General features: G+C 35.3%; 21 protein-coding genes, 1 riboswitch and 1 other annotated feature. Of the genes, 6 read left to right on the forward strand and 15 right to left on the reverse strand.

All coding sequences use genetic code 11. The features are described 5' to 3' along the window. The first annotated feature begins 300 nt into the window (after positions 1-300). Positions 301-939 (forward strand): NAD(P)-dependent oxidoreductase, encoded by a 639-nt coding sequence (locus F0362_RS25000; protein ID WP_000689915.1) that lies wholly within the window; start codon positions 301-303, stop codon positions 937-939. 47 nt (positions 940-986) lie between these two features. On the opposite strand, the gene F0362_RS25005 is transcribed toward F0362_RS25000, so the two are convergent. The 4 genes from F0362_RS25005 to F0362_RS25025 all read right to left on the reverse strand — a co-directional run bounded on the left by F0362_RS25005 (position 987) and on the right by F0362_RS25025 (position 4,388). After that, positions 987-1,118: a hypothetical protein gene (locus F0362_RS25005; RefSeq protein ID WP_002093070.1), complete on the reverse strand. Its 132-nt coding sequence runs from the start codon at positions 1,116-1,118 to the stop codon at positions 987-989. A gap of 53 nt (positions 1,119-1,171) precedes the next feature. After that, positions 1,172-2,095: a thioester domain-containing protein gene (locus F0362_RS25010; RefSeq protein ID WP_001022548.1), complete on the reverse strand. Its 924-nt coding sequence runs from the start codon at positions 2,093-2,095 to the stop codon at positions 1,172-1,174. Between the two features lie 124 nt (positions 2,096-2,219). Next, positions 2,220-3,059: an aldo/keto reductase gene (locus tag F0362_RS25015; protein WP_000793554.1), complete on the reverse strand. Its 840-nt coding sequence runs from the start codon at positions 3,057-3,059 to the stop codon at positions 2,220-2,222. A gap of 165 nt (positions 3,060-3,224) precedes the next feature. After that, positions 3,225-4,388 (reverse strand): MFS transporter, encoded by a 1,164-nt coding sequence (locus F0362_RS25025; protein WP_002049375.1) that lies wholly within the window; start codon positions 4,386-4,388, stop codon positions 3,225-3,227. Positions 4,389-4,761: 373 nt separating this feature from the next. Here F0362_RS25025 and F0362_RS25030 point away from each other — a divergent pair, with 373 nt between their 5' ends. The 3 genes from F0362_RS25030 (at position 4,762) to F0362_RS25040 (ending at position 7,205) form a co-directional block, all read left to right on the forward strand. Next, entirely contained in the window at positions 4,762-5,106 is a 345-nt protein-coding gene (locus tag F0362_RS25030) for a winged helix-turn-helix transcriptional regulator (RefSeq protein ID WP_000760482.1), read from the forward strand. A gap of 435 nt (positions 5,107-5,541) precedes the next feature. Further along, positions 5,542-5,982 (forward strand): DUF1641 domain-containing protein, encoded by a 441-nt coding sequence (locus F0362_RS25035; protein WP_001115309.1) that lies wholly within the window; start codon positions 5,542-5,544, stop codon positions 5,980-5,982. Positions 5,983-6,026: 44 nt separating this feature from the next. Then, positions 6,027-7,205, forward strand: coding sequence for an NAD(P)/FAD-dependent oxidoreductase (locus F0362_RS25040; protein WP_000043190.1), 1,179 nt, complete (start codon positions 6,027-6,029; stop codon positions 7,203-7,205). Positions 7,206-7,401: 196 nt separating this feature from the next. Here the strand turns inward: F0362_RS25040 and tyrS are convergent, their stop codons facing one another. The 5 genes from tyrS to F0362_RS25065 all read right to left on the reverse strand — a co-directional run bounded on the left by tyrS (position 7,402) and on the right by F0362_RS25065 (position 13,523). Continuing rightward, positions 7,402-8,661 carry a tyrosine--tRNA ligase gene (gene tyrS, locus F0362_RS25045; protein ID WP_001021114.1) on the reverse strand — a complete coding sequence of 420 codons (1,260 nt, stop codon included), beginning with the start codon at positions 8,659-8,661 and terminating at the stop codon, positions 7,402-7,404. Positions 8,662-8,713: 52 nt separating this feature from the next. Next, positions 8,714-8,930, reverse strand: a binding site (T-box leader). Between the two features lie 105 nt (positions 8,931-9,035). Continuing rightward, positions 9,036-9,953: a UDP-N-acetylmuramate dehydrogenase gene (gene murB / locus F0362_RS25050; RefSeq protein ID WP_001057110.1), complete on the reverse strand. Its 918-nt coding sequence runs from the start codon at positions 9,951-9,953 to the stop codon at positions 9,036-9,038. Between the two features lie 386 nt (positions 9,954-10,339). Then, positions 10,340-10,735, reverse strand: coding sequence for an SET domain-containing protein (locus F0362_RS25055; protein ID WP_000573656.1), 396 nt, complete (start codon positions 10,733-10,735; stop codon positions 10,340-10,342). A gap of 195 nt (positions 10,736-10,930) precedes the next feature. Further along, on the reverse strand, positions 10,931-12,433 hold the full coding sequence (locus tag F0362_RS25060) for a DUF4077 domain-containing protein (protein WP_000455097.1): 1,503 nt from the start codon (positions 12,431-12,433) through the stop codon (positions 10,931-10,933). A 31-nt stretch (positions 12,434-12,464) separates the two neighbouring features. After that, positions 12,465-13,523 (reverse strand): endonuclease/exonuclease/phosphatase family protein, encoded by a 1,059-nt coding sequence (locus F0362_RS25065; protein ID WP_149890009.1) that lies wholly within the window; start codon positions 13,521-13,523, stop codon positions 12,465-12,467. A 218-nt stretch (positions 13,524-13,741) separates the two neighbouring features. Further along, a riboswitch (Fluoride riboswitch) is annotated at positions 13,742-13,801 on the forward strand. 54 nt (positions 13,802-13,855) lie between these two features. Here F0362_RS25065 and crcB (F0362_RS25070) point away from each other — a divergent pair. Together crcB (F0362_RS25070) and crcB (F0362_RS25075) are read left to right on the forward strand one after the other, a co-directional pair. Beyond that, entirely contained in the window at positions 13,856-14,260 is a 405-nt protein-coding gene (crcB, locus tag F0362_RS25070; protein WP_000639332.1) for a fluoride efflux transporter CrcB, read from the forward strand. Continuing rightward, a complete protein-coding gene (gene crcB, locus F0362_RS25075) occupies positions 14,257-14,613 on the forward strand; it encodes a fluoride efflux transporter CrcB (protein ID WP_000969609.1) in 357 nt (118 codons plus the stop codon). The genes crcB (F0362_RS25070) and crcB (F0362_RS25075) overlap by 4 nt, the downstream gene beginning before the upstream one ends. Positions 14,614-14,641: 28 nt before the next feature. Here crcB (F0362_RS25075) and F0362_RS25080 read toward each other — a convergent pair whose 3' ends face one another. The 6 genes from F0362_RS25080 to psiE all read right to left on the reverse strand — a co-directional run bounded on the left by F0362_RS25080 (position 14,642) and on the right by psiE (position 19,616). Then, the gene (locus tag F0362_RS25080; protein WP_000980960.1) at positions 14,642-14,881 is read right to left on the reverse strand and encodes a DUF3947 family protein; all 240 of its coding nucleotides are present in this window, start codon (positions 14,879-14,881) and stop codon (positions 14,642-14,644) included. A gap of 100 nt (positions 14,882-14,981) precedes the next feature. Continuing rightward, entirely contained in the window at positions 14,982-15,194 is a 213-nt protein-coding gene (locus F0362_RS25085; protein ID WP_000792613.1) for a DUF3955 domain-containing protein, read from the reverse strand. A 177-nt stretch (positions 15,195-15,371) separates the two neighbouring features. After that, positions 15,372-16,565 carry an MFS transporter gene (locus tag F0362_RS25090; RefSeq protein ID WP_149890010.1) on the reverse strand — a complete coding sequence of 398 codons (1,194 nt, stop codon included), beginning with the start codon at positions 16,563-16,565 and terminating at the stop codon, positions 15,372-15,374. A 5-nt stretch (positions 16,566-16,570) separates the two neighbouring features. Then, positions 16,571-18,118 carry an ABC-F family ATP-binding cassette domain-containing protein gene (locus F0362_RS25095; RefSeq protein ID WP_149890011.1) on the reverse strand — a complete coding sequence of 516 codons (1,548 nt, stop codon included), beginning with the start codon at positions 18,116-18,118 and terminating at the stop codon, positions 16,571-16,573. 436 nt (positions 18,119-18,554) lie between these two features. Beyond that, complete coding sequence (speG, locus tag F0362_RS25100) at positions 18,555-19,070, reverse strand: spermidine N1-acetyltransferase (RefSeq protein ID WP_000076822.1); 516 nt, start codon at positions 19,068-19,070, stop codon at positions 18,555-18,557. Positions 19,071-19,211: 141 nt separating this feature from the next. Beyond that, positions 19,212-19,616 (reverse strand): phosphate-starvation-inducible protein PsiE, encoded by a 405-nt coding sequence (gene psiE / locus F0362_RS25105; RefSeq protein ID WP_000834705.1) that lies wholly within the window; start codon positions 19,614-19,616, stop codon positions 19,212-19,214. Positions 19,617-19,632 lie beyond the last annotated feature (16 nt).

The raw sequence follows: 19,632 nt of genomic DNA on the forward strand, positions 1-19,632 counted from the left end.
TTTTCTCCATAAATCGAATTATATTCAAAAAATATTCAAAAATCAACATTTTTCGACATCTTATAACTTCCAAATATTAGGTTTCTCTACGTAAATACATCCTTCTTTTATGACTCCACTTTCAGTAGCTGTGCATACTAAAACAAAAAATAATTTCATAAACAACACCATTGACAAAAATATATAACTGTAACTATAATAGTTACATCAGGTTGTAACTAACCTAATTACATTACATTCATTCATTCATTCATTCATTTCAGATATACACTTTAACAAAACACTTTGGAGGGATTTATTATGAAAATCGGAATCATCGGAGCAACTGGTAAAGCTGGAAGCCGTATTTTAAAAGAAGCATTAGATCGTGGACATGAAGTTACTGCAATTGTAAGAAATGCTGCGAAAATTACAGAAAAAAATGTAAAAGTTTTAGAGAAAGATGTATTCGCTCTTACATCTAACGATCTACAAGCATTCGATGTAGTTGTAAATGCTTTCGGTGCTCCAGCAGGACAAGAGCATCTTCACGTAGATGCAGGAAATGTACTGATTGAAGCTGTGAAAGGTGCACCACATACAAAATTACTTGTAGTTGGTGGAGCTGGAAGCTTATTTGTAGACGAAGAGAAAACAACACGTGTATTTGATACACCAGGTTTCCCGGGCGAATACCTTGCAACAGCTCAAAACCAAGGTAAAAACTTAGAAATCTTACAACAAACAAATGACATCACTTGGACATTCATCAGCCCTTCTGCACTATTCGCATTAGGAAAACGCACTGGCTCTTACACAGCTGGTAAAGACAATCTTCTTGTTAACTCAAAAGGCGATAGCTATGTAAGTTACGAAGACTTCGCAGTAGCAGCACTTGATGAAATCGAAAATCCAAAACATGTGAACGAACGCTTCACAGTAGTTTCTGAAGCTGAATAATACGAAAAAGCTCGTAAAACATTATGTTTTACGAGCTTTTTTATTTTTTAAGCTTTTACCTCTTGTATACCTTCTGTTCTTTCGAAACCTTGTTTCGTAATTTTAAAGAATACGTCATGTATACCATACTCAAATAACATACCATTAAATTGTTCTGTCAATGCTTTCGTATTTTCCATTCCTTCTAATCCATGTATATAAAAAGCATCGGCAAATGCCAATGCTTTTTATACTATCTTTTAATTTGATTTGGTTTATGTGGTTCGTTTGGAGTATACGGTTTATTCGGTTTCTGTGGTCCTTCAGACTTTTTCCAACTCACCGCTAATTCCGGACTTGTTTTCTCTTCACTACGTTCTAATAATACAACCGCATTTTGAATCGTCGGTGTTCCTTTATGCGCAATCCCTTGTAATTTCGTTAAATTTCCTGATACTTTAAAGCTAAATCCACCTGCTGGTGTTTGTTTTGGAATTAAAATGCGGAACTTTTCTCCTACATTAAATTCATTTTTTGCTTCGCCTTTTTCATTTACAAATTTCACACCAGCTGGTGCACCTGTTGCTTGCACTTTATACGTTCCGCTTTTTGCATTCGTTTCTACTGTATATAAACCTGTTTCAAAGAAATCATTTTTCAATACTGCTTCTTGTTCTTCTGTAGGAGTTACACTCATCGTAATTTCTTGTAACTCTTCACTCGCATTTGCCTTTGCAACTATGTCTTTCGTTACTTTCTCTACGTTTTTATTACGGAAATCTAAATCGTTAATATCGATTTGTTTTAATGCATTCCATACTGCAAGCTGTGTTGCGTAATGTGCTTCTCTCCAATCGGAAACGCCTAATTCTTGCGGACTCTTTTGTGGATATCCATTTAATAGTACACGGTACACGTTAATATCCACTTTTCCCATTTCCGGTAAATCTTGACCACTTGGAGATTTCAAATCTACATTTAAGCAAAATGCAATTTTTCCATCTGCCGTTTTAATAAGCTCTGTTCGGATTGGTCTTTTCTTTGACTTACTATAACTCCAATCCATTTCATACTTTGTATGGTCCATAACTTCTGCAAATGCTTTTTGAAGTGGGAATAATACAAATAAAACACTTAAAAAAACAGCTAAAAGTTTGAACGATTGCTTTATATTCATGTTTTACAACCCCTTATGAAATAACAAATTTACTAATAAGTAGTATTTAGTTAGAATTTTTTTTTATACATAAACACAACAAAAAGAGTGCAAATAATTTGCACTCTTTTTCTCTACTTTAATCTTAGAAATCGAAGTTATCAGGATCTGGACCAACGCGGTGATTTTGGTTTAATGCATCGATTTTTTCCATATCTTCTTTTGTTAATTCAAAGTTAAATACATCAGCATTTGCAATAATACGGTGTTCTTTCGTTGATTTTGGAATTGTAATAACTCCATTTTGTAAGTCCCAACGTAAAATAACTTGCGCTGTTGTTTTACCGTGTTTATCAGCAATTTCTTGTAATGTTTCGTTATCTAATAATTGACCTTGCATAAGTGGTGACCATGCTTCCATTTGAATACCTTGTTCTTTACAGAAAGCTTGTAATTCTTTTTGTGTTAAACGAGGGTGATATTCTACTTGGTTAATCATTGGCTTAATTTCTGCATCTTTCATTACATCTTGTAAGTGATGAATTTGGAAGTTACTTACGCCAATTGCACGTACACGCTCTTCTTTATAAAGTGTTTCTAGCGCTTTCCATGTATCTTTATATTTTCCTTCTACAGGCCAGTGAACAAGGTATAAATCTAAATAATCTAGTTCTAATTTTTTTAAGCTCTCTTCATATGCAGCAATTGTTTCGTCATATCCTTGATCTGCGTTCCATACTTTTGAAGTGATAAATAATTCTTCTCTTGAAATACCAGTCGCTTCAATACCTGCACGGATTCCTTCACCTACAGCTTTTTCATTTCCGTAAATTGCAGCTGTATCGATGCTACGGTATCCTGCTTTAATCGCTGATTTAATTGCTTCTACAAGTTCTGGTCCTTCTTCTACTTTAAATACACCTAAACCGAACCAAGGCATTTCTACACCATTATTTAATACTGTTTTACTTTGTAAGTTTTTCATTTTATTTTCTCTCCTTTTATCCCGCATTAACGGGCAGTAAAATTCCCACTTCAAAATTCGGCTGAAGCAAAGACGTTAGGTGGGAGATAAACTGCCCGTAAACGCCCGATTGGTTCAACTAATAATCATTGGTGGAAGAACACCCCCACTGATTAAAGTTTCACTTTATTTTACTTGATCTCTTTTTTCTAATGTCATACTCCATGCTGTTAAAATAACAGCACCTACTACCATAAGGCCGCCTACCCAAGCAGTATGGATTAACCCTAACGAATTCGTTACAAGGCCACCTATATAAGAACCTAAAGCGATTCCTCCGTTAAATGCGGCAATATTAATTGCTGAAGCAACATCAACCGCACTTGGAACAAAGCGCTCTGCCAATATAACTACATATACTTGTAGCCCCGGAACATTCATAAACGCAAATAGTCCCATGAAAATAATTGTGATTAATCCAGCTACTTTAAACGGCGCTGTAAATGTTAAAACAAATAATATAATCGCTTGAATAAGGAACATGTAGAATAGCGCTCGAATTGGATTATGATTCGATAATTTTCCGCCGACCATATTCCCTATCGCAATGGCGATTCCATACACTAATAAAATGATGGTAACGGTACTTGCTTCAAATCCTGTTACTTCTTGTAATAACGGTGATAAATACGTAAATGTTACGAATGTACCGCCGTATCCAAGTGCAGTAATAATGAAAACAAGTAACAGTCTTCCATTTTTAATTAGTTTAAATTGATCACGAAACGATACAGGTACACCATTTTTTAAATTAGATGGGACGAGTATACTATTTGCGATGAAAGCAATAATTCCAATTACAACGATCGCCATAAATGACACTCTCCAGCCAAACTCTTGACCGATAAATGTTCCAATTGGCACACCAGTAATAGTCGCGACTGTTAATCCAGTAAACATAATCGCAATTGCGCTAGCACGTTTATTCTCTGGTACGATTGCAGCCGCAATTGTAGATCCTATCGACATAAACACACCGTGTGCAAATGCAGCTACAATCCTTGCGATAATTAATACAGTGAAGCTTGTTGCTACCGCCGCAATGCCATTACCAATAATGAAAACAACCATAATCCACATTAATAATGTCTTTCGCGACATACTAGCCGTTAACGCTGTTAAAACAGGAGCTCCTACTGCCGCTCCTAACGCATATAAGGAAACCGTTAAACCAGCTGTTGTAACCGAGACATTTAAATCTTTTGAAATAGATGGTAGTAAACCGACACTAATAAACTCGGTCGTACCAATCCCAAACGCACTAATTGCTAGTGCTAATAAAGCAAACATACTTCTTCGATTCGTCTGAACTTCCGAAGATGGTACTGTATATGAACTCAATTGAATTCCTCCTTATTACAAGAAATCCAATCATAATAGTATGATAAAAGGGCCCTTCTATCTTCTAAAACATATATTTCATACTTACAAATGCTATTATGAATGGTTTCATCCTTTTTTTGAAGAACGCACTTTAAAGTACGATAGGCACCAAAAAGTAACATAGTCACTTTTCAGTACCGTACTACTCATTTGCCTCTTACATGTGCTATTATGAAACATATTTAACATAATAAAAAGTACGTACTTTAAAGTGCTATAGGTACTAAAAAGTAACATTTATATTATTTAACTTACTTCGCTCACAAAAGGAGGGGTTCATATGAAGAAATACAATATTCCTGTAGAGGCGACTTTAGAAGTTATCGGCGGCAAATGGAAAGTTGTTATTCTTTGTCACTTAACGAAAAGTACAAAGAGAACGAGTGAACTAAAACGCTCAATGCCTGGTATTACACAAAAAATGTTAACGCAGCAATTACGTGAATTAGAAGACGACGGCGTTATTCAAAGAAAAGTATACAATCAAGTCCCACCAAAAGTAGAATATTCTCTTACTGATTACGGTTGGTCTTTAGAATCGATTCTTGATTCTCTTTGTTCTTGGGGCGAATGCCATCTTGAAAAAGAAGGTAACACATCGATGCTAATTGCGGAAGGTGAATAATAGGAAAAAGGAAAAAACGAACATGAATTTGTTCGTTTTTTCCTTTTTTTCTATATATATATGTACATTTCTAACTGAAACAAAATATTTTATACGCTTTCATACCTTGTCAGCACTACGTTATACACTCAATATCAAATAATTAGGAATCATTTTTATGTTAACATAGGTGTATATAGTATATAATATAGGATATATATTATATACACTTTCCGGTAACGGAGCTTTTCCATTATGCGGACAAGCCATATATCGGACAGTTCATAAATAATAAGTAAGACGTTATGGTTTTAGATTTATGTTTGCAGCTTAGTTGCTGTCATAAATTTAAAGGCATTTTATTGTGTTTTGTGAAACTTTGTATAAAGTTTCGTAAACGGTTACTATCTTACTTATAAAAAATAAGAGTATTGCTATCGTAAAGGAGAATTGGAGATGCCAGAAACTATGACTCAAACAAAGCCAGAACAAGAAACTGTACAAATTTCTGCTAGCCAAGGACAACTTGATGTACTTGATCAGTTGTTAAAACCTGAGGTACAAGAATCATTAACAACACTAGTAGAACAGCTTCCAAAATTAACTGAGCTTGTTAACATTTTAACTAAGTCTTATGACTTCGCTCAAACTGTTGCTACTGATGAAGTATTAAAAAGCGACACTGTTGGTGCAATCACAGAGCTTGTAGAGCCTGTAAAAGATACAGTGAAAAGCATGGCTGCAACTGCAATCGAAGCGAAAGATCGTGCTGACGAAAGCAACGAAGTTATCGGCCTATTCGGTCTATTAAAATTACTAAAAGACCCACAAGCACAAAAAATGTTCCGCTTTGTGAACGCATATCTTCAAATTAGTGCAGAACGTAACAATAAATAATTTAACTTATAACAACAATTAGTAAAGACGGGGGATATCATACTATGTCAAAACAAATTGTCATCTTAGGCGCTGGTTATGGCGGTCTTCTTGCCGCTTTAAACGTACGTAAATTTTACAGCAAATCAGAAGCACAAGTTACAGTGATTAACCAATACCCAACACACCAAATCATCACTGAACTACATCGCCTTGCAGCTGGTAACGTTGCTGAGCAAGCAATTGCAATGCCACTTACAAAGCTTTTCAAAGGTAAAGATATCGATCTTAAAATCGCAACAGTTGAGTCATTCTCAGTTGATAGCAAAGAAATCAAACTAGCTGGTGGCACTACATTATCTTACGATGCACTTGTAGTTGCTTTAGGAAGTAAAACTGCTTACTTCGGTATTCCAGGACTAGAAGAAAACAGCATGGTATTAAAATCTGCTGCTGATGCAAACAAAATCTACAAACACGTTGAAGACCGTATTCGTGAATACGCGAAAACGAAAAACGAAGCGGATGCTACAATCGTAATCGGTGGTGGCGGATTAACTGGCGTTGAGCTAGTTGGTGAGCTTGCTGACATTATGCCTAAACTTGCAAAAAGCCACGGCGTAAATCCAAAAGAAGTTAAACTTCTTCTTGTTGAAGCAGGTCCAAAAATCCTTCCAGTATTACCAGACCACTTAATCGAACGTGCAACTACTAGCCTAGAAGCACGCGGTGTTACATTCTTAACTGGTCTTCCTGTAACAAACGTTGCTGGCAATGAAATCGACTTAAAAGACGGTCAAAAACTTGTTGCTAACACATTCGTTTGGACAGGCGGCGTACAAGGTAACCCATTAATCGGTGAATCAGGTCTTGAAGTAAACCGTGGTCGTGCAACAGTTGATGCATACCTACAATCTACTTCTCATAAAGACGTATTCGTTGCTGGAGACAGCGCTGTTGTCTTCGCTCCAGACGGACGTCCATACCCACCAACTGCACAAATCGCTTGGCAAATGGGTGAGTTAATTGGATACAACTTATACGCAGCACTAGAAGGCAAAGCATTCGAAGAGTTCGCACCTGTAAACTCTGGAACACTTGCTAGTCTAGGACGTAAAGATGCTGTTGCTACAATTGGAGCAAGCAATACTCCACTTAAAGGCTTACCAGCATCATTAATGAAAGAAGCAAGTAACGTTCGTTACTTATCACACATTAAAGGTCTATTCAGCTTAGCTTACTAATCTGAATATAAGCCCGAATCATGCCCGGCATGGTTCGGGCTATTTTTATCCGTAATATTCTCTACTTACTTATATTCGGCAAAGAGATACTATAACCCTTTTTAATTATCTAAATATACTGACTTTTTTGTGTCGGAATTGTGTATATGAAAAGAGTGAAAGCATCTTTCTTACTTCCACTCTTCCACAAAAATTATTATCCCAATTTCACTAAGCTGTAGTTCTTCTTCCCTTTACGAATAATAATAAATCTTCCATCAAATGAATTTTCTACAGTAACATCCGTACCTACATCCGTTACTTTCTCACCATTCATAGAAATCGCACCGTTATTAATGTCTTCACGAGCTTGACGTCTAGATGGTTCAATCCCTAAATCAACTAGCCACTCTACAATATTTTTCGTCTCTTTGGAAGACTGGAATGTCGGCATCTCTTTAAAGCCTTGTTCAATTTCATCAGCTGTTAACGATTTAATATCTCCGCTAAATAATGCCGAGGTAATTTTCACAGCTTGCAATAATGCCTCTTCTCCATGAACGAATTTCGTCATTTCTTCGCCTAACACTTTTTGCGCTTCACGTTTATGAGGCTCGGCTTCTACCTTCGTTGCCAATTCATCAATTCGCTCTTTCGCTAAGAATGTAAAGTATTTCAAGTATTTAATTACATCACGATCATCTGTATTCACCCAGAACTGGTAAAATTCAAATGGCGTTGTTTTTTCAGCATCAAGCCAAACCGCACCACTTGCTGATTTTCCAAATTTCGTACCGTCTGATTTTAATAATAACGGAATTGTTAGTCCAAATACTTTCGCCTCATGTCCTTCTAACTTACGAATTAAATCTAACCCGCTCGTAATATTTCCCCATTGGTCACTACCACCAATTTGCAGTTGAACATCTTCTTTCGTGTATAAATGATGGAAATCCATCGCTTGCAAGATTTGGTACGTGAATTCTGTAAAAGAAATGCCTGTATCTAAACGACTTGCTACAATATCCTTCGCTAACATGCTATTGATGCTAAAGTTTTTCCCGTAATCACGTAAAAACTCAATAATGTTTATTTCATGTGTCCAGTCGTAGTTATTTACCATCTTCACTTCGCTATTTCCACCGAAATCAAATAGCTTTTTCATTTGCGCTGTTAACGCATCTACATTATGCTGCACTACTTCTAAAGTTTGCAGTTGACGCTCTGATTGACGTCCACTTGGATCACCAATTGTTCCTGTTGCCCCGCCAATTAAAATAACCGGATGATGACCAGCTAATTGGAATCTCTTCATCATCATAAACGGAATCAAATGTCCGATATGCATACTATCACCAGTTGGATCTACTCCGCAGTATAGTGAAATCTTTTTCTCTTCTACTAACTTACGTAAACCTTCTTCATCCGTCTGTTGATTCACAGCACCGCGCCATTCTAATTCATCAATAATATTCATCTTTTGTCATCCCCTTTATTTTTTTAAAACAAAAAAGCCCCTATGTCTATGACATAGGGACGATTATTCACCGTGTTACCACCCAGTTTGCATAAATAGCATAGCTATTCATACCACTCTTAGCAATAATATCGATTGCTACTCCGCTTAGCGTTACCTAAGATACTCCAGAGTGTAATTCACAAGTTTGTTTGTGCTAGGTTCCAGCAACCCCTAGCTCTCTTTGATAACAGTGACAAACTGCTACTGGGCTCTTTCAACGTATGTTATTTGTTAAATTATTAGCCATTATATTGAATTGAAAACAAATTGTCAACAATACCCAAATGTTATTTTAAAATAATTCATACTTTTATACGCTTTTAATTCAAAAATTATTGTAGATCTTCTCCAATAATCCTTACTTCTCTCTCTAACTTCACACCGAATTTTTCTTCAACTGTCTTTTGTACGAAGTGAATTAAATCGATGTAGTCTTGTGCTGTTCCATTATCAACATTCACCATAAATCCAGCATGTTTTAATGAAACTTCTACTCCGCCAATTCGCTTTCCTTGTAGTCCTGATTCTTGAATCAACTTACCAGCAAAGTTATTTGGTGGGCGCTTAAATACACTACCGCATGACGGATATTCTAAAGGTTGTTTTGATTCACGCTTATACGTTAAATCATCCATTTTTTCTTTAATCTCTTCATGTACACCTTCTTCAAGTTCAAATCTCGCTTCAAGAATAATGTAATGATTGTTCGCAAATACACTCTTACGATATCCAAATTCAAATGCTTCTTTCGTTAAAGTGCGTAACTCTCCATCACCTGTCATTACGACAGCTTCTGTTAATACAAACGATACTTCACCACCGTAGGCACCAGCATTCATATATAATGCTCCGCCAACTGAACCTGGAATGCCACAAGCAAACTCAAGCCCTGTTAAATTGTGGTCTAATGCAATACGTGATACATCAATAATTGCTGCACCGCACTGTGCTACAATCGTTGTTCCTGTTACAGTAACACCTGTAATATGAATTAAACTGACCGTAATTCCGCGAATCCCACCATCTTTAATAATGACATTTGATCCATTTCCTAAAAACGTAACTGGAATATTATATTGGTTAGCATACTTAATAACTTCTTGAATTTCATCATAATTCGTAGGCGCAACGAACACATCTGCTTTTCCGCCAACTTTAATATGCGTATGATTCTTTAACATTTCATCTTGTGTAACATGACCTTCAGGCAATACCGTACTTAAATATTTATAAACCTCTTGCATATTCATTTTACGATTCCTCTATTTCTATATTCTTTTTATCCCGCTATACGGGCCCATAATATCCCCACATACATGAAATGAAACTAAAGTGGTGGATACAGTGTACCCAAAATCAATTCGAGACACCTATAAACCTCTTAAATTATAAGAGGTGCCACTCATATTAAAATATATATTGCATAATAAAGCAACCCAAATGGACTACTAAACTTGACATGTCATCAGAAAGACAACAATTTGTAAAATATATAACTTTTATAAAACACTATCCTTCAGTATCTTACTATACCACACGAAAATAAAGTGGTATTTTTTTGTAATCTTTACTTTATTTTCTTCAATATAAAAAAAGAGCACATCCCACAGAATGCGCTCTTTCTATACTCTTTATATTACTTTTCGTTCTCTTCTTTTTCCTTATCAAACCATAATAGTTCATCGTCATCAACTTCACCATTATAATTGATTAAAATCTCTTCTCCAGCTTTTATATCCTTATAAGCAAAGAAGTTAAACGTATGGTTCTCGAAGACGATATCATACGTTGCATTCGGCTTATATGAATGATTAAATAACATGCCGTATCCTAAAAGGAATGCCGTATGATTTACCCCATACTCAAATGCGTAGTCAGCAAGTAACGTTTTCTCAATATGTTCATGCTGTTCATTCGGATAAGAGATAACTGGTGCTGAATGTATCAACTCACCCTTTTTAATATCACGAGTTGCAAATACACCTCTATTAAATTCTCCATCACTAAGTTCAGAAGTCTTAACTTCGATCATATGCGTCACCTATATAATTCTTTCTTTGAAGTATTTTATCTCGCTATCCGCGAGATTTAACTAATAATCAGTAGCTATTAGTTAAATTTTATCTCCTTAAGCTTGGCAGAAAACTCATAGAAAAGCAATTAAATTCCTATCAAGTATTCGTTCAACTGAAAAAGAGCACATCATTTGTGCTCTTTTTCAGCGATATTATTTTTCTAAAATATCTTCTAGCAACTTCACTTGCTCACTAACAGTATGTAGCGTCTTCACCGACGTATCATTTCGATTCTTCTCTTCTTCAATACTTGCTAACACTTCTTCCGTAGCTGCAGAAGTTTGCTGAATTACGTTAGAAGCATGTGTCACATCTTTAACGATATTCGTCGTTTTAACTTGGAAATTTTCTTGATGACCAACAATCTCTCTCATTACATCATTAATCGTATCAATAAACTTCCCTAAATCCGTTACATTCGTTAAAACACTTGCTAACATTTCGTTACACTCTTCTTGTACTCTTTCTGACTTCTCTACCTGCACTTCTACTTTACTTGCTTGATTACTAAACTCCTTCAAAATTCCTTGAATTCTCCCCGCAGAACGATTCGATTCTTCAGCAAGCTTTAACACTTCATTCGCTACAATAGCAAAACCTTTTCCATGTTCTCCTGCCCTTGCAGCTTCAATATTTGCATTTAAAGCTAGCAAACTCGTTTGACTTGAAATATTCGTTATTACATCTACAATTTCATTAATTTGTTTCGATTGTTTCATCAATTCTCTAAATATCGTTCCTGATTGTGAAACAACATCATTTAAACTTCTCATGTTAGCTTCAAAATTTCTTAAAGTGTTTACACTACCCTTTGAGATTTCCAAACTTTTATCAACACGCATCGAAGCATTTCTTACTTGAGAGATGATTTGGTCAATATTTCCCTCCATATCATTCAATACTTCTACTGAACGTGACATCATCTCTGATTGTGATTGAGTACCAACTGCCACTTCTTCAAAAGCAAAATTAATTTCACTCATCGACTCCATCGAAGTGTTCATATTCTGTCTTAAATGATTGAAATTACTATCTAACTTCACAACAGTTTCCTCAATAAGCCTTTGCGTTTCTTCTAACTCCTGAGCTTTCTTCATCACTGCTTGCTTCTCATCACTTAAACGAGCCAAAAGATTAGAACCAATCTTTGTGACACCCCACATTGCGATCGTTACAATCGCTAACAAGCTTGCAAAATTTGCAGCTTCAGATGATGCTGTATAAGCAAAAAATTGATTTGGCCAATAACTACAAAGTATAAATGTAACAACAACTGCTACCCCACCAAGAATTAAAATAAGACGTTCACTCAAATAAATAAGTGAAACTGCTAATGTAAAATAGACCATTTGAAATACAGCTGGGCTTTCATTAAATGCTTGTACCATAATGAAAGACATAATAAGTAGCATACATGTCATGATGTATTTATACATTGCTTCCATACTTTCTATAAAAGTAAGTAGCGTTCCAAATACTACGATAGAAATACCACACATCCAAAATGCTATTGCTCGCTCTGTAAAAATATATCCGTAATACCCAATTGCGAGTACCCCGAGGAAGAAACTGCAAATCGTGATAAACAGCAATAAATGATTTTTCTGTGATTCTTTCTCAAGGTTAGAAAAACAAGTTCTCTTTAACCACTCCATATATGAAGCCCCACCTTCTCATACGTATCGATTACTTCAGCTTGAATACCGCACTCACTGGGTTATGATCGCTATTTTCAAACTTCAAATCTTTCCCTTGTACATTTACAATTTCAACATTCGGTGAAACGATAAAGCCATCAATAATCGTGACAAAGTTTTCACCTTCCACGTATTTCTTTACATCATCTCTCACAGTCATAACAGACGGATCTACAGCCCACTTAAAGCCACCATCGGTAAAGTCCTTCGGTAACTCTACTAACCACTCAGGACGCTCCTTCACGAACTTCGGATCACTTAACTGAACGTTAGAAATTAATTGATTCCAGTCCCCGCCCATTATTACGTAATCACCATTTTTATAATGTTTGTTCATATATTCTTTTAAATACTCCACTTGTTGCTTTCTAATTTTTCCGCCTTCATCATAAGCAGACAAATGTAAATTTACGAGTCTAACAAATTTTCCATTATTAACAGGAATTTTATGTTCAACAATCGCTCGGTCTAAATCAAATAAACGCTTTGGCCACGGCTCCATTCCTGGTAATTGGAACTTCTTCGCTGTTTGAACTGTATATTTAGAAAACGTACTTAGTCCAGCATCAGCATATCCCATTGGACTTGTGATTGGCACCGGAACCCATTTTGTATCATAGTTCTTTCCGAACGAAGAAGCATAATCAGGCAGTCCTTTTTTCAAAAATTCATGCCCATTTATATCAAATGATCTCATTGATTTTATATCTACTTCTTGTAATAGCGCAAAATCACTATTCTCATTTTGTAAAAACGAAAGCATATTCTTTAAATTCGTTTCCGTTTGTTCTTTACTACTTGAACCAGACCCTTTTCCTCCATCCATAAAGAAGTCTTGATCCTTATCTAGTCCAGCATATCCAATATTAAACGTTGTAACTTTAAATTCATTTCCCTGCGCAATTACGCGCTTCTTATTGTTTTCCACCTTCAAGCCTATAACATCAGCTGGCTGTTCTTTTGTAAGTGTCATATACGCTAAAAACCCACCTACAACTCCCACACCTACTAAAATACATATAAGTATTATTTTTAATAACTTTTTCAAACAAACGACTCCTTTTCTAAAACATACGATTTTACTTTTCTTTATTTTCAGTCAAATAAAAAATGACAGATATACGAAACATTTTATCACACTGAAAACCTTATATCACTATATTTAGTTTATAAGTAATAATTCTCTATCTTAAACGATTAGAGAACTACAAAATACACCAACTTCTTCACTGGAAATCAAACGCAATTTTTAGTACACTATATGTAATAATTATAGGCGATGGAGTTCGCCATAACCGCTGCTTAGCTAATGACTCCTACCAGTATAACTACTGGTAGGAGTCTATTTTTTTGAGCAAGCTATTTAAAGAGGTGAGGAATTTGATTTATATTATCGTCGGTATAGCCGGTATATTAGGAGCCCTTTCTCGTTATTATTTAGGTCTTACTATCCATGAATCTTGGCATCATTCATTTCCATTAGCTACATTACTCATTAACTTAATCGGCTGCTTCTTATTAGCATGGCTGACTACATATGTTGCACGGCTAAACATCTTACCTTCGGAGGTTATCACAGGCATCGGTACTGGATTCATCGGTTCTTTTACGACGTTTTCAACATTTAGTGTAGAAACCATGCAATTAATTAATCATTCTGAATGGAGCATGGCTTTCTTATATGTATCATGTAGCATACTTGGCGGTCTCATTATGTCTGGACTTGGCTATACACTAGGTGATTTCTTAATTAAGAAATCAGTTACGGAAGGTGATCACTTATGATGGAAGCTTTATTAGTGGCAACTGGAGGTTTTTTCGGTGCGATTACACGATTTGCAATTAGCAATTGGTTTAAAAAAAGAAATAAAACATCCTTTCCAATTGCTACATTCCTTATTAATATAACAGGAGCATTTTTACTCGGATATATAATTGGCAACGGAGTCACTACAGGCTGGCAATTATTATTAGGAACTGGATTTATGGGCGCATTCACAACGTTTTCGACGTTTAAATTAGAATCCATTCAGCTTCTCAATCGCAAAAAAATTTACACATCCCTTTTATATGTAAGTACTACTTACATAATCGGTATCCTCTTCGCATTCCTTGGAATGAAGCTCGGTGGAATATAAAAAAGCGACTCTATTGAGTCGCTTTCTTTCATAAGAAGTAAGTCCCGCCATATGGAATGGAAAGTAAACCCGCTGGATACACATCATAATGCACACTTTGCATTGGAAATTGTGAGTATTGCATATACTGTCCTTGCATCATTTGTGCAAAATATGCTTGTTGCTGCATTTGAATCACTTGATTCACAGCATGAATTGTCCCCTGTGCCCCGGCTAGGGTTATAGCCGCACCTACTTGTCTACCATTATAAAAATAATGATTCATCATTATTCAGCTCACTTATTATTTTTCTTCCATATGGTATGTTTCTATTTCATAGTGAGTATTTTGTCCGGATTGGGGAATCCATCACTAATTAAGCTTCACTTTATCTATTACTTTTTCTCAGCTTTGAAGTAATACATCCAAATAGTAATACACCAATACCACTAAAGAACAATACATAACTTACCGGTACTAGGAAAAAGAAAGGTTCTTCAAGAAATCCATCCGCTCCAACTTTACTGTTTGAAGCATGTATAGTTAAAGAAATAATCGCTAAGATCATGAAAGAAATAGCTACTACGTATTTATTTTTCATTTTACATTCTCCTCTATTCATATAATTCTTCTTAATTAACATCATATTATCCAAAACAAAATCATTAGTCAATAATATTTTATCGTTTTACAATAAATTATTATTGAATAGAATGGAAATAAAAGGTTTATGAAGCATCTTAAATTGCCTCACAAACCTTTTATAGACAATAAATATTTACACTTCAAACTTCCTGCTTAATACAACATACATTGCGCAAAATAGTATGAATATCCCAGCATAAATTAACAAAACCTCTACACTAAACACATCAGCCAAAGGACCAAATATAATCATCCCTAAAGGTAAAGCACATGAATTTGCAATCTGTACGAGGCTAAACATTCTGCCATGCATAACTGGATCTACTTTCTCCTGCAATAACACAGTAACTGGCGTATTAAAACATGGCATTGTTATACCAATTAAAAAATTAAAGACTAAATACATAATAAATACCGGTGCAATTCCTAGTCCTACCATAAGCAGACCATATAACGCACAGGCCAACGCTGTTGTATGCATACGATTACGGAAACCACCCCATGCTGCAATCAGTACGCCACCAGCTGCTGCACCAGCACTAAAGGTCATCTCACTAGCAGTAAGTCTCCACATTTCCGCCCCGAAGGAACGAGTCACCATTAAAGGTGTTAAAAAGGCGGCTGGACTTATTAAAATCATAATAATGATTAATAAAACGAGTAGCCTTTTCATACATACATTTTCTTTTAAATAAGCAAACCCTTCTTTTATACCTTGTAGATTAGATTTTTGCTTAACCCCTACATTCGCATGTCCTTCCACTTGAATGATAAACATAATACTAATTCCGATTATAGCTGTAATAACATCAATAAAAAATGTCGTTTCAATGCTAGTAACAGAAAGAATTACGGCACTTACCGCCGGTGAAAGAAACATAATTAAAGATGTAATACTACTATTTATCCCATTTACTTTCATAAGATAATCTTTCGGAACAATTTGTGGAATTAACGCATTCACAGCCGGCGTTTGTACACCTGTACCAGCTGAGCGAATGAGTAATACTATAAACAGCATCCAAATACTTTTATATCCTGTTAAAAATAAAATTGCCAAAATTAACGTAGCAATCGCTATAATTCCATCCGATAACATAATCATCTTTTTACGGTCATAACGATCAATCCACACACCAGCAAATAAAGATATCGCAATTTGTGGTAGAAAACCGCAAACAGTTGAAATGGTCAACATCGCCCCTGATGATGTTGTAAGGGTGATATACCATATAATCGCGTATTGCACGAGAGATGAACCGAACAACGAAATAGTTTGAGCGGTTAAAAATAATATAATGTTCATTCTCCAATTATTTTCATTCATATATTTCACACCCCCTTAACTAATCCCGTCTCTATATTGAAAATACTATCCGCCCAATCAAGATAAAAACTCGCTTCATGAGATACGAGTATAATGCTGCCCTTAAACTGTATTAGCGCCTTTTGCAAAGCTTCCTTCGCTTCTGCATCTAAATGATTTGTCGGCTCATCTAAAATTAAGAAGTTACAAGGTGATAGTAATAATCCACACAGTTTCACCTTCGATTGTTCACCACCACTTAACGTACGAATTTCTTGCGAGACATGAGTATCTTTCACACCACACGCAGCTAAATGATGACGTATTTCCTTCATATTCAATGTAGGAAACTGTTCCGAAATAATTTGAAGCGGAGTTAAAGAATCATTGCTCCAATTTAAATCTTGCTCATAATATCCAATCTTTATTTGCTCTGAGAAGTGAAATTCTCCAGCAATACTAGCAATAGTGCCAACAATTGTTTTTAATAAAGTAGATTTCCCTACTCCATTGAATCCTGTAATAACAAGTTTTTTCCCACCCATTACTGAAAAATTCAATTTTGGTAAGAGAGCAAAGTCATAACCAACTTCGAGATTATTTACCTCAAGAACTGTTTGAACTGAAATAGGAAGTTCCCGAAAATGAATAGACGGTTTATGGGTAAAACTTGGTGGCACAATTCTTTCCATACGTTGCAACTGCTTTCTACGTCCTTGTGCTATTTTTGAATTCACTCCAGCAATATTTCTACGAATATACTCTTCCGTTTTTTCAATTTTCTTCTGTTGTGCATGGTATTGGCGAATATAATCTTTTCGCAAATGCTCCTTTTGTCTTACAAAATCTGAGTATTTTCCGTAATACTTCTTAACTGTTCCAAACTCTACATCACATATGCAAGAAGTCACCTTTTCCAGAAAATCAAAATCATGTGACACGACAATAAACGCCCCTTCAAAATTCATTAAATAATTAGCAAGCCACTCCACATGCTCCTTATCAAGAAAATTCGTCGGTTCATCTAGTAATAAAATAGTCGGCTCTTCTAATAAAAGCTTCGCTAAAATTACCTTTGCACGTTGTCCTCCGCTTAATTCACCAATAACACGATCCATCCCGATAGCATCAATACCTAAACCAGCTGCCACCTTATTCGTTATACTGTCTAACGAATAAAAATCACGAGCCTCAAGCTGTTCTTGAATCTCTGCCGCTTTTAATAGTTGATTCTCATCTCCAGTCCTAGCACTTTCTTCATATAACTTGTTCATTCTATCTTCCATTTCATACAAATCATAAAAAGCTTTCTTTACATATTGTGAAATGGTATAGCCCCCATCAATTTCTGCGTATTGATCCAGATGTCCAATTTGAATATTAGGTTGCCACTTTATATCTCCTTTATCAGGAATGATTTCTCCAATCAATATTTTCATTAACGTGCTTTTTCCTGCACCATTCTGTCCAACAATTCCCATATGTTCTCCTTTATGCAAACTAAAAGAAGCATTTTCATATAAGGCTTTATCTATAAAACTATGTGATAAACTTTCAACTTTAAGTAAACTCATTCGTATTCCTCTTTTCCTGAAATTAAAAAAAGCAGAGAGATAGCGTCATTCGACACTAGCCCTCTGCTTCGTGGTTTTTCCTATACTACTCCAATTTATAGTAAAAGCTCATTGGAATAATATACACAAAGGGCCATAGACAAAGCATTGTCTATGGCCCTTAATCTATTTTATACATCGACTTACAAACCGTAACCAAATAAGCATAGATAAACTATACTTTTTTAGAAAAGCTATTCAGCCGATGAATATAGGGGATTTATGCCCCTTGATTAAGCTCCGTACAACGCTTCACCGTATACATTTGTGCGGAGCAAAGTTTTCTAATGAGTTTTACAAATTTTATATAAAGCATGTTCTGCACCTTCCTTAATACTTAAAAGGGATTTTAGCATACGGTTTTGCGAAGCGTCAACATTACTTCCAAATCATTCAACTACTTACTTTCAAAATATTGCTTCTGAAACATACACATTCTTATCGCATTATGATAGTTACCATCAACGAAAAACTCGTCGAGAAGCTCACCTTCTACCATAAATCCAACCTTTTTATAAACATGCACAGCCTTTTCGTTTTCTTTATCGACAACTAAATATATCTTATGCATATTTAAGACAGCAAAGGCATAACCCATCGCTAAACGCGTCGCTTCTGCTGCGTAACCATGCCCCTGATAATTTGGATCAATAATAATTTGGAATTCTGTTCTTCGGTGAATATAATCAATCTCCACTAACTCAACCAATCCAACCATTTCATTATCTTTCTCAACGATAAATCGGCGTTCACTTTGATCGTGTATATGTTTATCATACAAGTCCTGCAATTCTACAAAGGCCTCATAAGGTTCTTCAAACCAATACGACATAATATGCGCGTTATTATTCAGTTCGTGTACAAACTTTAAATCTTCTCGTTCTAATGGACGTAACTTCAATTCCTGACTCATTTCTATAACCTCCAAGTAAAAGAAACCTCTTCACTTAATTTCTCAATTTTTTTCAATTTCAAACGCCCTAATTTCATTGTAAACTTTCAAGTAACTTGAAGGTCAAGGTAAAAAAAGTAGTGCAAACTTATGTCTGCACTACTACTCTTTTCTCAAATCTCTCATATTCGATATGTATAAAGCAATGACTAAAACAAGAATGGATCCCGCATATAATAACGTCTCCATCGGTTCCTCATGAGATACAATAATTAACCGAATTAATGCCGTAATTCCGATATAAATAAAATAACGTAACGGGAAATGATAGTTCGATTTAAAATACTTAATAATTAATGCAATAAACTCGAAGTATAAGAAATATACGATGATACTTTCAACCAATTTATACGATGTATATTTCTTTGTTGAAAAGATGTATTGAATAAATGTGATTGTCTCATTAATTAAAAAGATAGATAAGACAATGGATAATATAATTAGCGCTATATTTAATATCCATTGCAAAACACTAGCTATAAGATGATCGATATTAAATGACTTCATTTTCTCTTTAAACTCC

Source organism: Bacillus sp. BS98 (genome assembly GCF_008432245.1).
Classification (GTDB): Bacteria; Bacillota; Bacilli; order Bacillales; family Bacillaceae_G; genus Bacillus_A; species Bacillus_A toyonensis.